Origin of the sequence: Klebsiella sp. K5-306 (genome assembly GCF_051835185.1) — a bacterium.
Taxonomy (GTDB): Bacteria; Pseudomonadota; Gammaproteobacteria; order Enterobacterales; family Enterobacteriaceae; genus Klebsiella; species Klebsiella oxytoca.
In genome coordinates this window covers 429556-442864 of the sequence record NZ_JAIFJY010000001.1, presented here as the reverse complement: position 1 = coordinate 442864, position 13309 = coordinate 429556, and the positions used below count along the sequence as shown (strand labels likewise).

10 protein-coding genes are annotated in these 13309 nt (G+C 58.7%); 3 read left to right on the top strand and 7 right to left on the bottom strand.

Annotation, left to right across the window (positions count from 1 at the left end; all coding sequences use genetic code 11):
- Position 1: 1 nt before the first annotated feature.
- The 4 genes from K2184_RS02090 to nqrC form a co-directional block, all read right to left on the bottom strand.
- Complete coding sequence (locus K2184_RS02090) at positions 2-1381, bottom strand: Fe-S-containing protein (protein WP_017145720.1); 1380 nt, start codon at positions 1379-1381, stop codon at positions 2-4.
- Between the two features lie 262 nt (positions 1382-1643).
- A complete protein-coding gene (locus K2184_RS02085) occupies positions 1644-2171 on the bottom strand; it encodes an iron transporter (RefSeq protein ID WP_004102822.1) in 528 nt (175 codons plus the stop codon).
- Positions 2172-2198: 27 nt separating this feature from the next.
- A complete protein-coding gene (locus tag K2184_RS02080; RefSeq protein ID WP_017145719.1) occupies positions 2199-4139 on the bottom strand; it encodes an FTR1 family iron permease in 1941 nt (646 codons plus the stop codon).
- Between the two features lie 251 nt (positions 4140-4390).
- A complete protein-coding gene (gene nqrC, locus K2184_RS02075) occupies positions 4391-5161 on the bottom strand; it encodes an NADH:ubiquinone reductase (Na(+)-transporting) subunit C (protein WP_017145718.1) in 771 nt (256 codons plus the stop codon).
- A gap of 303 nt (positions 5162-5464) precedes the next feature.
- On the opposite strand from nqrC, the gene K2184_RS02070 reads away from it, so the two are divergent.
- A complete protein-coding gene (locus tag K2184_RS02070; RefSeq protein ID WP_004102825.1) occupies positions 5465-6547 on the top strand; it encodes a malate/lactate/ureidoglycolate dehydrogenase in 1083 nt (360 codons plus the stop codon).
- A 237-nt stretch (positions 6548-6784) separates the two neighbouring features.
- On the top strand, positions 6785-8935 hold the full coding sequence (gene fdhF / locus K2184_RS02065) for a formate dehydrogenase subunit alpha (RefSeq protein ID WP_016809484.1): 2151 nt from the start codon (positions 6785-6787) through the stop codon (positions 8933-8935).
- Between the two features lie 151 nt (positions 8936-9086).
- On the opposite strand, the gene K2184_RS02060 is transcribed toward fdhF, so the two are convergent.
- Positions 9087-10238, bottom strand: coding sequence for a M20 aminoacylase family protein (locus K2184_RS02060; protein ID WP_023321150.1), 1152 nt, complete (start codon positions 10236-10238; stop codon positions 9087-9089).
- A gap of 282 nt (positions 10239-10520) precedes the next feature.
- Between K2184_RS02060 and K2184_RS02055 the strand changes: the two genes are divergently transcribed.
- Positions 10521-11726 (top strand): MFS transporter, encoded by a 1206-nt coding sequence (locus K2184_RS02055; protein WP_004102828.1) that lies wholly within the window; start codon positions 10521-10523, stop codon positions 11724-11726.
- Positions 11727-11826: 100 nt separating this feature from the next.
- On the opposite strand, the gene K2184_RS02050 is transcribed toward K2184_RS02055, so the two are convergent.
- Positions 11827-12549: an amino acid ABC transporter ATP-binding protein gene (locus tag K2184_RS02050; protein WP_004102830.1), complete on the bottom strand. Its 723-nt coding sequence runs from the start codon at positions 12547-12549 to the stop codon at positions 11827-11829.
- A complete protein-coding gene (locus K2184_RS02045; protein ID WP_023321151.1) occupies positions 12533-13300 on the bottom strand; it encodes an amino acid ABC transporter permease in 768 nt (255 codons plus the stop codon). The genes K2184_RS02050 and K2184_RS02045 overlap by 17 nt, the downstream gene beginning before the upstream one ends.
- Between the last annotated feature and the right edge of the window lie 9 nt (positions 13301-13309).

Here is a 13309-nt window from a genome sequence, read left to right as displayed (position 1 = left end):
GTTACTCCTCCTTCACCGCGTCGGGCACAAACTGCTCTGGCGCATTGCGGAAACGGTCATAGTTGGCTTCAGAGGAGAAGAACCAGGTTTTACCGCCATAGCTGTATTTGTAGTCGGCGCGGGTGTTGGTCAGGGTGGAGCCATCCACCGGGTCGGTGACGTTAATCGTCAGGACGGTAGAGAAATAGTTACCTCCGCTGGCCAGCGCCGCGCCGGGTATCGTCAGCTGTTTGTCATCGTTGCGCCAGCCGTCGATCGGCACCGGGTTACAGCCGCCGGGCTTGCCAATCGAGGGGATAAAAATGTGCACACCGCAGGCGACACAAATCACCTGATTGCCTTCCATAACGTAGCCCTGATCGCCGCACAGCAGGCAGGCGTCAAACACCACGCCAAAGCGCAGCTTATCGGGATAGCGGTTAATGATAAAAAAGCGAATCGCTTTGCCGTCGTCCGCCACCCAGACGAAGCGATGCAGTTTGCCATCTCGAACCTGCTCGACCGGAATATGCACCTGGCCGTCGGCGGCCAGCGTAACCGCCTGCGCCTCGGACAAGCGCGGCGGCTGCGAAGCCACCAGATTCCACCATAGCTGGCCGCCGATAATCGCCAGCGCGCAGCAAACGGTGGTCAACCACAAACGGCTGGCTTTACGGCGTTCGGCCAGCGCAAGGCGGCGGGAGATGGGGTCCTCCGCGGCTTTAACCGCCCAATAATAGCGGCGTAGCGCCGGGATCCAGCACAGACACAGCAGCAGCAGTATCGCGGCGGCGGCCCAGTTATACATCGCCGCGTTGTTGGTCACCCTGGCGACAAAGCTCAGCAGCGGTTTCAGCAGCGGTAGCACCTGTAGCTTCATCAACAGCAGCAGCAGGTTACCGCCGAGCGGTAGCCACAGCAGGACCAACAGCAGCAGGGCCAGCGGCCAGTAGAAGCCGCGCATTCTGCGCAGCAGCATGGCGCAGAGCGCGCAGGCAAGGCACAGCAGCGCGAACGCCACAGCCAGCGCGGTGATATTCAGCAGCAGATCGGTGTTCAGAACGTGCGTGGAGGTCAATCCGCCCAGGTTCGGGTCCAGCGCCCAGTGCCGGGCTGCGCCGAAAGTGAGGAGCCATTGCCACAGATAGCGAACGCGCGGCGAAGACCAGCTGAAGCTCAGTAAAAACAGCAGCGATACGAGGATTTCAGCGCCGACCAGCAGAAGCTCCAGCGTCTGGCTCGGGCGAATATACAGCCCGGCCAGTAGTCCGCAGCCCAGCGCGGTAAGCAGCGTCCAGACCAGCGGACGCAGGACGGGAGGCGCGCCGCGCGCCCAGAGTACGGCGGAAAGCAGCGCAATGCAGAAAAAGGCCTGTAGCGTCGTGACGAAAAAATAGCTCATGACTTTAACTCAGTACGGCGGATGAATAACACGCCGCAGGATGACCGCCCGGCCATCCTGCGTGAAAACACTCGCATCTGAGGATGCTGAGACTGATGACAACCCTGCTTTAACGATGGCGTCGCATTTCTGGCGGCTAACGCCTCACTCTGCTTACAAAAAAGTAATATCAGCAAGTTATGCGTTACCACAGGATCGCGGATGCGAAACGGAGATTTGCAGCAGAGCGCGCTTTGTCAACAATCTGAGCCTCCGGAGACGCTTAGTTCAGACCGACATATTTAAACTCATAGCTCACATCAAACGGCTTCCACCAGCGGCCGACGCCGGTTTCACTATCGGTATGGCGGTGCATCCCGGCTTTCGACGGCGGGTCAATGTGGTAGGTGACTTTATAGTTACCCACGCCCATCATCTTGATGTTCGCGCCGTAGTGCGGGCCGTCGCTCGCCACCATCGGCATAAAGGTGCCTTCCTGTTTTTCGCCGGTATCGCTATTGACCAGGGTGTAGGAGATCGTCAGATAAGGGATCCATTCACCTGCGCCAAAACCATTTTTACCGCCTTCTACCGCGTGAATATCCGCTTCCAGATGGATATCCGACTTCGCTGCCGGCAGCCCCATGCCGCGCGGCTCCATATCAATAGGCTGCAGGTAAACCGCGGCGATCTCCATTTCATTCATGGTGACCGGCTCGCCGGCCGGATACTCTTTAAAGGCCAGCGCCGCGGGCGCGGTGAAGATACTGGCCAGGGTGGCGCTGATCATCAGGGTCTTCTTCATGGTCATCTGACTCATCCTCTCGTCTTAAAATGGTTAGCAATGCGTTTTTATGGTTTCAGCGGGTGCCTGACGACGGCGCATGATCCATAGCGCCGCCAGCGCCGCGAGCAGCAATATGCCCTGCGGCAATAGCGTTTCCACATAGGGGTAAATTCCCAGCCAGCTGATTTCCGGTATTCCGGCGATCAGCGTTGGCTGAAATAGTTTGCCCTCCACCAGTTCCAGTACCCCTTTTCCGGCGAAGACAAACGCCATCAGGTACATAAAACCGCCGGTGAACAGGAAGAAGGGTTTGAGCGGTAGCCGGACCACCGAGTAGCGCATGACGAGCCAGGCGATCAGCAGAACGACACAGCCGATAACAAACCCGGCGCCGATGGCAAGATGGCCCGGCAGCCCCTGGGCATCGCCAATCAGGGCGTAATAGAACAGCACCGTTTCGGCCCCCTCGCGGTAGACCGCAAGGAAGCTGGTTAACCACAGTCCCACCAGCGAACCGCGCGACAGCGAATGGGAGAGTTTGCCCTCAAGCCAGGCCTTCCAGTGGCGGGCTTCAACTTTGGACAGTAGCCAGTAGCTCATAAGGAACAGCATCACTACCGCAATCAGCATAGTGATCCCCTCCAGCAGCTCGCGGCTGGCGCCGGATTGAGTAAACAGCAGCTGGAAGATAAACGCCGTCGCCACGCTGGCGACCAGCGCCACCATCACCGACTGGCGGATCAGCGGCAGTTTGTCGTGATGGTTGTTTTTAACCAGATACGCGACGATAGCCGCCACAATCAGCAGCGCTTCCAGCCCTTCGCGCACGATGATCATCAGGCTATAGAGCAGCAGGCTCCACTGGGTCTCTTCGCCTTCGCCAAGCATGGTGACCGCTTTTTGCAAATCCGCCTCAAGGGCGGCGGCTTCCGCGGCCAGCCTCTCCTGCGGCTGTCCGGCCTTCATCAGGCTGACCATACGGGTAAAATGGGCCTCCAGAGAAGTTTTAAAGGCCGCATCGCGAGAACCGATTTTGTTCTCCATCCCGGTGGCTTCAAAGCGGTCGAAATAGATGTCCTGTACGTCGAGGATCGCCTCCTGCCCCTCCCCATTTTGATAGCGCGTTAGCGCGGCGTTGATGCTCTGGTTAATCCCCTGGGCGACGCTTGCCCAGTCCGCGCGGGCGGTCGTTTCATCAGCCAGCGCGGCGTTATCGGCGCCAGAGGGAGCGCCCATCGGCCGATCGTCGCGGGTGGTTGGCAGACCCGGCAGAATGTCTTCCAGATCCTGTAATAGCGTGGTGACCTGATACGACACCTCGTTCAGGCGGTCAGGCTGGGCGGCCAGAGTCAGCAGCGCGCTAAACTGTTGGTTAATGGCGGCCGCTTCCTTCGCCGAGCGATTTTGCCGCACCGAGGTTTCCATTCCGGAGTTTTTAAATCCCTGATACTGCGCCTGCTGCACCTGCTGGCTGGCCTGCGCGTAGTTGCCGGCCTGATACTCCGTTACCGCCTGCGCCAGCCTGTCGTCAAGGGTGCGGAAGCTCTCCTGCCAGTGCTGCGCAATGTCATCGCGCGTAAGCGCGGTATGCTGCTCTTCCGCCACCAGCCGATGCCCGCCGTCCAGCACCGGCTCAACTTCACGCAGCGCCTGCTTCAGCCCGTCGATACGTGCCTGCACCTCGCCGATCGGTTTGCCCTCACCGATCATGCGACGGATCTCACCGAAAGTGCTCTCCATCTCGTAGCTCTTACGCGCCGAGATATTGATCCGAATTGGCCCTTCAAGGTTTTCAAACACTTCAAAGTAGGCCATTTGCACTTCGCGCCGCGCGTCGGTATTTTTTTGCTGCTGATAAAGTTCTGCCGTTTTATCAAGACGTTGCTCGATATCTTCGATATAAGGCGCATACTGGGTCTGCGCCATCGCGCACGCGCTGCCAAACAACAGGCTCAACAGCATCAGCAGCAGGAAGGAACGAGGGCCGGTCATGACAAATCCCTTGCGATTTAATGATAATGATTATCGTTGTCATTTTTACTCGCAATGTACATGACCTGGATCATGAAAATGTCAACCTGTGACAATTTATGTAAAATGTTGCAAAGAAATAATTATTAATAACTATCCGTTATTAGCGCGTGAGTGACGCCTGGCTTGCGCGAAATAGCTGTCGTGAGCGCATAAAAAAAACCGGCGCGATCTTCGCGCCGGTTATGGAGCATATTTTGGCTTGTGCGATATTAACGGCGTAATATCTCAGGGTTATGCTGTAGCTGCCGGAGAAAATTACCGTAGCCCTGCTCACCCACCCAATAATTAATACTCTTCTCGACGCCGACGGAGGTTAACGTCGCGCCGCTGATACCATCCACGGTGTAATCATCGTGCTGGCCAGGAGTATTTTGTACGACCTTCAGCGCCGGCTGGCCGTTATTATCGCGTATTTTTTTGCCCGGCCATTGGCGACGCCATTCGGGATCTGTCACGCGCGCGCCCAGCAGCGGCGTCTCATTTTGCTGATAATACAGCAGGTCTTTTACCGTGCGACCATCGGTAGCCAGCGCGATCAAGCCATACATCATCGATTTTGCCCCTTTACCGTAAAAGGGCAGTATAACCTGCTGAATTTCATTATCATTATTGCGAATAAGATAAACCACTGCCCGCGGGCAGCGCTGGCGAATGGGCGTCGGGTTCTGCGCTACTGCCGGTTCACCGCAGCCTTTTTGCCCAGCGGTATCCTCTCCCGGCGCAACAAACTGGCCGCTATCCAGATTAACCTGACGGACGATCACCCGTTTTGCATAGAGCGATTTCAGCGCCTGCGGATCGCGAGGTTCGTTGCCGGTTAAACCCGCCACCTGCAGTACCGCATTTTCTGTCGCCGCATTTTCCGGTACGGCATAATTGTCTTTGGACAGTAAAAACCAGGCGACAACAATTGCAAAAATAAGAATACAAAACACCATCAAAATTAAAACAATAATTTTACCTTTACGCATGCGCTTCATTTTCCCATCGGTTGGCATCCTTAATACAGAGTGCAATCATTTGCCTCTGGCTGTCCAGAGCTGATGATAATTATTATCGTTATCATTAATTCTGCGGAGCGCCAAAGCCGGCGGGATAAATATCCCCGACTGCAGAGAAAAATATCTCCCCCCTATTTTTTATTTCTCCCCTGTTCTCTGGAGATGATCGCCCAGCGTAACGACAGCCGCGCGCAAACCTTGATCTTCGCCGTTGCTCAGCGCAGCATGGAACGGCAAACACACTAAAACAATAATCCGCAACCCACTCACAGGAGAGAATCAGTGCAAACAGGACATCGCTTCCAGGCCACGGATCTGCATCATTTTGTTAAAACCCTTTTCGCCCATATGGGAAGCTCCCCCACCGAAGCGTCGCTTATCGCCGACCATCTGGTTGCCGCCAACCTGGCCGGGCATGACTCCCACGGCGTAGGCATGATCCCGAGCTACGTACGATCCCACGCGCAGGGCTATCTGCAGCTCAACCGCCACGCCAGCGTGATGAAGGACGCGGGTGCGGTTGTCACGCTGGACGGCAACGGCGGCTTCGGCCAGGTCGTGGCCCATGAAGCCATGCAGATCGGTATTGAGAAGGCGAAACAGCACGGTATGGCCGCCGTGGCGCTGCGCAATGCGCATCATATTGGCCGCATCGGCTACTGGGCGGAACAGTGCGCCGCCGCCGGAATGATCTCTATCCATTTCGTAAACGTGGTTGGCAACGTGATGGTCGCCCCGTTCCGCGGCAAAGATAGCCGCTTCGGCACGAACCCGCTGTGCGTGGTTTTTCCGCGCGCCGGCCATCCGCCGCTGCTGCTGGATTACGCCACCAGCGCCATCGCTTTTGGTAAAACCCGCGTTGCCTGGCATAAAGGCGTGCCGGTCCCCGCGGGGTCGCTGATCGACGCTCGCGGCGTCCCCACGACCGACCCGGCGGTGATGCAGACGTCGCCGCTGGGGGCGCTGCTGACCTTTGCCGAACACAAAGGCTACGCGCTGGCGACGCTGTGCGAAATTATCGGCGGCGCGGTATCCGGCGGTAAAACCTCGCATCAGGAGACCCTGCAGGGCAGCGTGGACGCTATCTTCAACTGCATGACCACCATTATTCTCAGCCCGGAAGCGTTCGATGCGCCGGATATGCAGCGCGAGACCGAAGCGTTTATCGACTGGTGTAAACAGTCGCCGCACGAGCCGGACGCGCCGATTCTGGCCCCGGGCGAGTGGGAAGAGGCTAACCGCCAGCAGCGCCTGGCGGAGGGCATTCCGCTGGACGCCGGAAGCTGGCAGGCGATTTGCGCCGCCGCCGAAGAAGTTGGTTTACCCGCCGACACCCTCGCGCGGCTGCGGCAGAAGCTGGCCTGATTTTCCCGCCATGACGCCCGCCCGGGCGTCATGTCATCGTCATTAGTGTCGACATCACTGCCGCCATCTCTTTTTCGAACAAATATTATCTTTATATTCAATGTATTAATTATTGGCACGCGCTGTGCATAACGCTTGCGTCATTTGCCGGTACGCTGGCTTATGGCGCCCTGACACCGGCGGGCCGGGCCCGGTCTGTCCGTTGTTGTTTATTCACTGTTAACAGGTCTGTTACTGATGAAAAAAATCACGAGCGTTTGCCCTTATTGCGGGGCCGGTTGCAAACTTAAGCTGGTCGTCGAAAACAATAAAATTATCCGAGCCGAAGCCGCTGATGGCGTCACCAACCAAAATCAGCTGTGCCTTAAAGGCTATTACGGCTGGGATTTTCTCAACGATACCCAGCTGCTGACGCCACGTCTGCAGCAGCCGATGATTCGCTATCAAAAAGGCGGCAAATTCACCCCGGTAAGCTGGGATGAAGCTATCCGCTATACGGCGAAAAAACTGCGTGAAATAAAGGAGAAGCATGGCCCGCGCGCCATTATGACGACCGGTTCATCCCGCGGTACCGGCAATGAAACCAACTATGTGATGCAGAAGTTCGCCCGCGGCGTGCTCCACACCAATAACGTCGACTGCTGCGCCCGCGTCTGCCACGGCCCGTCGGTAGCCGGACTTCAGCTGGCGCTGGGTAACGGCGCGATGAGCAACTCGATCAGCGATATCGAAAACTCAAAATGCCTGCTGGTCTTCGGCTATAACTGCGCCGACTCCCACCCTATCGTCGCCCGCCGGGTGATTAAAGCCCGGGAAAACGGCGCGAAAATCATCGTCTGCGACCCGCGCCGTATCGAAACCGCCCGCATCGCCGATCGCCATCTGCAGCTCAACAACGGCAGCAATATGGCGCTGGTCAACGCCTTCGCCCACGTCCTGCTGGAAGAGGATCTCTATAACCACGATTACGTCGACCGTTTTACCGAGGGGCTCGACGCCTATCGCGAAACGGTAAAAGACTATTCACCTGAAGCCGTTGAGGAGATAGTCGGCGTGCCGGCCGCTGAAATTCGCCAGGCGATGCGCATGTTTGCCGCCGCCCCCTCCGCGACCATTATGTGGGGCATGGGCGTCACCCAGTTCGGCCAGGCGGTGGACGTCGTCAGAGGGCTGGCCAGCCTCGCGCTGTTAACCGGTAACCTCGGACGCGCCAACGTCGGCGTAGGCCCGGTGCGCGGGCAAAACAACGTTCAGGGCGCCTGCGATATGGGCGTATTGCCAAATATGTTCCCCGGCTACCAGGACGTCACCGACGCCAGCGTTCGCGATAAGTTTGCTAAAGCATGGGGCGTTAACCCGGCGGTCATGGACGACCAGGTCGGCACCCGAATCACCGAAGTGCCGCACAAAGCGCTGGCCGGCGAAATCAAAGCCTACTACATCATGGGGGAAGATCCGCTGCAAACGGAAGCCGATTTGGGCCTGGTGCGCAAAGGGATTGAGGCGCTCGATTTCGTGGTGGTGCAGGATATCTTTATGACCAAAACCGCAGAGATCGCCGATGTGCTGCTGCCCGCCACCTCCTGGGGCGAACACGGCGGCGTCTTCACCTGCGCCGATCGCGGTTTCCAGCGCTTCGAGCAGGCGGTTATTGCCACCGGCAACGTTAAGCGCGACTGGGAAATCATTTGCCTGCTGGCCAGCGAAATGGGCTACCCGATGCATTACGACAATAACCAGCAAATCTGGGACGAAATGCGCGAGCTTTGCCCCCTGTTCTACGGCGTCACTTATGAAAAAATGGGCGATATGAACCACGTTCAGTGGCCGTGTCCGACGCTGGATCACCCCGGGACGCCGTGGCTGTATAAAGATAATCTCTTCGACACGCCGACCGGCAAAGGCCAGCTGTTTGCCGCCCCGTGGCGAGCGCCGGCCGAAACCCCGGATGAAGCCTACCCGCTGGTGCTCTGTACCGTGCGCGAAGTGGGCCACTACTCGTGCCGTTCGATGACCGGTAACTGCGCGGCCCTGCAGTCGCTTGCCGATGAGCCGGGCCGGGTGCAAATCAATCGCGCCGACGCGCAGCGCCTCGGCATCGCCGATCAGCAGCTGGTGTGGGTGAGCTCGCGACGCGGTAAGGTGATTACCCGCGCCGACATTAGCGATCGCATTAACCAGGGCGCGGTGTATATGACCTACCAGTGGTGGGTGGGTGCCTGTAACGAGCTGACGCAGGATAATCTCGATCCGATCTCGAAAACGCCGGAAACCAAATATTGTGCGGTGAAGGTAGAGGCTATTGCGGATCAGCGCTGGGCCGAGCAGTATGCATGGAACAGCTACAGCGAGATGAAAGCCCGCCTGAAAGCGGCCGTGAACGTGTAAAACACCGGAGGGAGAGACGTGCTTCTCCCTCCATATCAAGTTTTGCTCCCGGGGGCGGCGCGCAACGCGCCTTGCCCGGGCTAGGGGTTCAGTGCCGTCTGCGGGCCGGTAGCCCGGACAGATGCGCAGCATCGCCTCCGGGATCGGTCTCTTACGCCAGCAGCGTCTCCACCAGCGTCGTCCACAGCGCCACGCCGTGCGGAATCAGTTCATCGTTAAAATCATAGCCGGCATTATGCAGCGGCTTTGACGCCGTCTCGCCATCGGTGCCGATCCAGAAATAAGCGCCCGGGCAGGCCTCCAGCATACAGGCAAAATCTTCCGACGCCATGGACGGATTACCGTTCCAGATCACCGCCGACTCGCCCAGAAGCGCACTCGCCACCTCACGAACCTTCTGCGCTTCGGCAGGATGGTTGGTGGTCACCGGATAGCCGGGATACCAGGCGATTTTGCCTTCCACGTCTGATACCTGCGGCTGGGCGGCGACATAGCTCTCGATCAGCCCCCTGACCCGCTCGCGCACCTGGTTGTTCAGGCAGCGAAAGGTGCCGCGCAGCACGACTTTATCCGGCAGCACGTTAATCGCCTCCCCGCCGGAAATCTGGGTAATGCTTACCACCGTGGATTCCTGCGGCGACAGGCGGCGCGACGGAATGGTTTGCAGCGCCATAATCAGCTGTGCCGCGGCGACAATCGGGTCCGCCCCGCGCTCCGGCATCGCCGCATGGCAGCTCTTGCCGGTCAGGGTGATTTCAAACGCATCGAGAGAGGCCATCATCGCTCCGCTGCCGATCGCCACCTGGCCCAGCGGCATACCCGGCCAGTTGTGCAGCGCGTAAATGGCATCCATCGGGAAGCGCGCAAACAGCCCCTCTTCCACCATTTTACGCGCGCCGCCCAGGTTCTCTTCAGCAGGCTGAAAAACAAAGTGCACGGTGCCGCGAAAGCATCGGGTCTGCGCCAGATGGGCCGCCGTCGCCAGCAGCATCGCGCTATGGCCGTCGTGGCCGCAGGCGTGCATCACGCCCGGGTTTCGCGATTTATAGCCGACGTCGCTCAGCTCGGTTATCGGCAGCGCATCCATATCGGCCCGCAGGCCAATTACCGGACCGGGGCCGTTCTCCAGCGTCGCGACCACGCCCGTACCCGCCAGCCCGCGATGCACCTGAAGGCCAAATGAAGCGAGCAGTTCAGCCACCCGGCGCGACGTTTCCTGTTCCTGATACCCCAGCTCAGGGCAAGCATGAAAATCACGTCGCCAGCGAATGGCCTCGGCGATCAGTGAAGGGGACACAGCCATGACATACTCCTTTCCTGCACAGCTTCAGCGCTGAACGAGTGTTTTATGCGATTTTTTAGGGCTACGGGTAACCCGCTAGCCTATTGGTTATATCCTTTCGCCCGCTCGCTGACAACTTCCGCCAAACCCAGCGCCAACGCGCCCCTGCGCGGCATCCGGCCTGCACTGCGTTTTTTTGTAGTCATATCAACGGTGACATAAGGCGTGCGATTAATTATTATGCAGCTATACTGGCGTTTTGCCGAATAATTCACTCTACAGACCTCCTTAACCGAAAATAAAATGTTCAACCCAGAGCAGAATCGTCTTGCCCCCACGCTGGCGATGATCATGGCGGCTTCATTAGTGGGATTTATCACCGGATACACGGTGCCCTTAATCAGTCTGGAGCTGGCGCAGCAGCAGATTGATACCGTTTACGTCGGCCTGCTGGCCGCGCTTCCGCCAGCGGGGATGATGATCTCCTCCTTCCTCTCACCCGCGCTGTGCCGGCGTTTCGAGATGGGGCTTCTGCTCTCCGTCAGCCTGGTGGCGCTGGCGGCGGCAACGATCGCCTCCTGCCTGTCGTTTGATATGCTTCATCTCCTGCTGCCGCGTCTGGTGACCGGCCTGGCGTCAGGGGTAATTATCGTCATTGGCGAAAGCTGGATCACCGGCGGCGCGGCGGGGAAAAATCGGGCCACCCTGACCGGCATTTATGCCTCCGCCTTTACCGGCTGTCAGCTGGCGGGGCCGCTGCTGATCTCCGCCGGAGAGGCCTGGCAATCCTGGACGCTGCTGCTGGTCGGCGTGGTGACCCTCGCCTGCCTGCTGATGCTGCGCCACCTGCCAACCGGCAGCCGCGAACGGCTGGCGGAACGGGCCAGCTGGCGCAGCCTCGGCGCTTTTTTACCGGTGCTGGCTTCCGGCGTTTTCTGCTTTGCCTTTTTTGATGCCAGTATACTGGCGCTGCTGCCGCTTTACGGTATGGATAAAGGGCTGAATGAAGTGACGGCGGTATTGCTGGTTACGGTAGTACTTACCGGCGATGCCGTATTTCAGGCGCCGCTGGGCTGGATTGCCGACCGCTTCGGCATCCGCCGCGTACATCTGACCTGCGCAATGGTCTTCTGCCTCGCCCTGCTGGCCCTGCCGTTCCTGCTGGCATCGTACATCCAGCTGATTGTCGGCTGCCTGATTCTCGGCGCCGCGGCGGGGGCACTCTATACCCTGTCGCTGGTCCGCGCCGGGAAAACCTTCTCCGGGCAGAAGCTGATTATGATCAACGCCCTGCTGGGCTTCTTTTGGTCTGCGGGCAGCGTGGCCGGCCCGGTGGTCAGCGGCTTGTTGATTAGCGTCTCGGGCTATGACGGCCTGCTGATCACGCTGTTTGTCAGCGGCGCGCTGTTCCTGCTGATTCAGTGCCTGGGCAAAAACGAAAAAGCGCTACTGGCGGACGAACGTGAGCGCGAAGAAGAGAGGGATGATATTCGCGAGGCGGCGCAGTAACGCTTAAGGGCAGTCACGGTTTGACAGAACGAAAGCGCCCTCATCGCCCGCGCAAGGTCTTCTCCCCGGCAGCGCCGTCGCGCGCCGGGGCCGGGAGTCGTTACAGCACTTTACTTAAAAACGCGGCGGTGCGCGGGTTAGTCGGCGCGCCAAAGATCTGCGCCGGTTTACCCTCTTCCTGAATGATGCCCTGGTCGATAAAGATAACCCGGTCGGCCACTTCACGGGCAAAGCCCATCTCGTGGGTTACGATCACCATGGTCATCCCTTCGCTGGCGAGATTTTTCATCACCTCCAGCACGTCGCCCACCAGCTCAGGATCGAGCGCCGAAGTGGGCTCATCAAACAGCATAATCGATGGCTTCATCGCCAGCGCGCGCGCGATGGCCACGCGCTGCTGCTGGCCGCCGGAAAGGCTGGAGGGCCAGGCGTCGCGCTTATCGCTCAGTCCGACTTTCGCCAACAGCTCTTCCGCCAGATGCGTTGCCTCCGCACGCGCCATGCCGCGCAGGCTCATCGGGGCCATAATCAGGTTTTCCAGCACCGTTTTGTGCGGGAACAGATTGAAGCGCTGAAAAACCATACCAACGCTTTCCCGCATCTTATTCAGGTCGGTCGCGCGATCGTGAGCGGCATAGCCGTTCACCTCGACTTCGCCTTCGCTAACGGTTTCCAGCGCGTTCATGCAGCGCAGGAAGGTGCTTTTCCCGGAACCGGACGGCCCAATGATACAGACTACTTCCTGTGGCTTAATATCACAGCTGATGCCGCGCAGAACGTGGCTGTCGCCGAAGCGCTTGTGTAAATTATGAATGTGAATCACTTTTGCCAAACCTCTTTTCCAGACGGTTAACCAGCTGCGCCAGCAGGAAAGTAATAACCCAGTACACCAGAGAGATGGTCAGGTAGGGTTCCCAGTAGGTGGCGTAAGCGCCGGAAACGGTGCGCGCGGCGTAGGCCAGGTCCGCCAGACCAATAGCCGACGCCAGCGAGGAGTCCTTGACGATGGCGATGGCGTTGTTGCCCAGCGGAGGCAGTATGCGGCGAAACGCCTGCGGCAGAATCACCTGACGCATGGTTTTCCACCACGGCATTCCCAGCGCGCGGGAAGCTTCCATTTGCCCCTTATCGATCGACTGGATCCCGGCGCGGAAGATCTCCGACACGTAAGCCCCGGCGTTCAGCGTAATCGCCACGATACAGGAGAGAAACGCGCCATAGTTTGAGCGCAGCTCGCGGGCAAAATCGGCGCTCATCATGCCGCTGGTCACCAGCAAACCGTCGCGGGGATTGATAAACAGCGGCACCAGCGCAAAGTGCACCACCATAATTTGCACGAACAGCGGCGTGCCGCGAAACGCGCTGACGTAAAAGCGCACCGGAAACTGCACCAGGTAACGCAGAACGTACTTCCATATCCCATGTTCGGCTTTCGCCATGCGCCCCAGCCCGAGGGTCAGTCCCCACAGGGTGCCGAGGATCACGCAGATAATGGTACATTTAATGGTCATCAGGGCACCGTCCATAAACAGCGGACCGTACTCCTCAATGATCTCCCAACGGAATCCCGTCATAGCCCTTCC

Coding starts and splice junctions, on each gene's coding strand:
- K2184_RS02090 (WP_017145720.1), bottom strand. CDS start 1,381: ATGAGCTATTTTTTCGTCACGACGCTACAGGCCTTTTTCTGCATTGCG.
- K2184_RS02085 (WP_004102822.1), bottom strand. CDS start 2,171: ATGACCATGAAGAAGACCCTGATGATCAGCGCCACCCTGGCCAGTATC.
- K2184_RS02080 (WP_017145719.1), bottom strand. CDS start 4,139: ATGACCGGCCCTCGTTCCTTCCTGCTGCTGATGCTGTTGAGCCTGTTG.
- nqrC (WP_017145718.1), bottom strand. CDS start 5,161: ATGAAGCGCATGCGTAAAGGTAAAATTATTGTTTTAATTTTGATGGTG.
- fdhF (WP_016809484.1), top strand. CDS start 6,785: ATGAAAAAAATCACGAGCGTTTGCCCTTATTGCGGGGCCGGTTGCAAA.
- K2184_RS02060 (WP_023321150.1), bottom strand. CDS start 10,238: ATGGCTGTGTCCCCTTCACTGATCGCCGAGGCCATTCGCTGGCGACGT.
- K2184_RS02055 (WP_004102828.1), top strand. CDS start 10,521: ATGTTCAACCCAGAGCAGAATCGTCTTGCCCCCACGCTGGCGATGATC.
- K2184_RS02045 (WP_023321151.1), bottom strand. CDS start 13,300: ATGACGGGATTCCGTTGGGAGATCATTGAGGAGTACGGTCCGCTGTTT.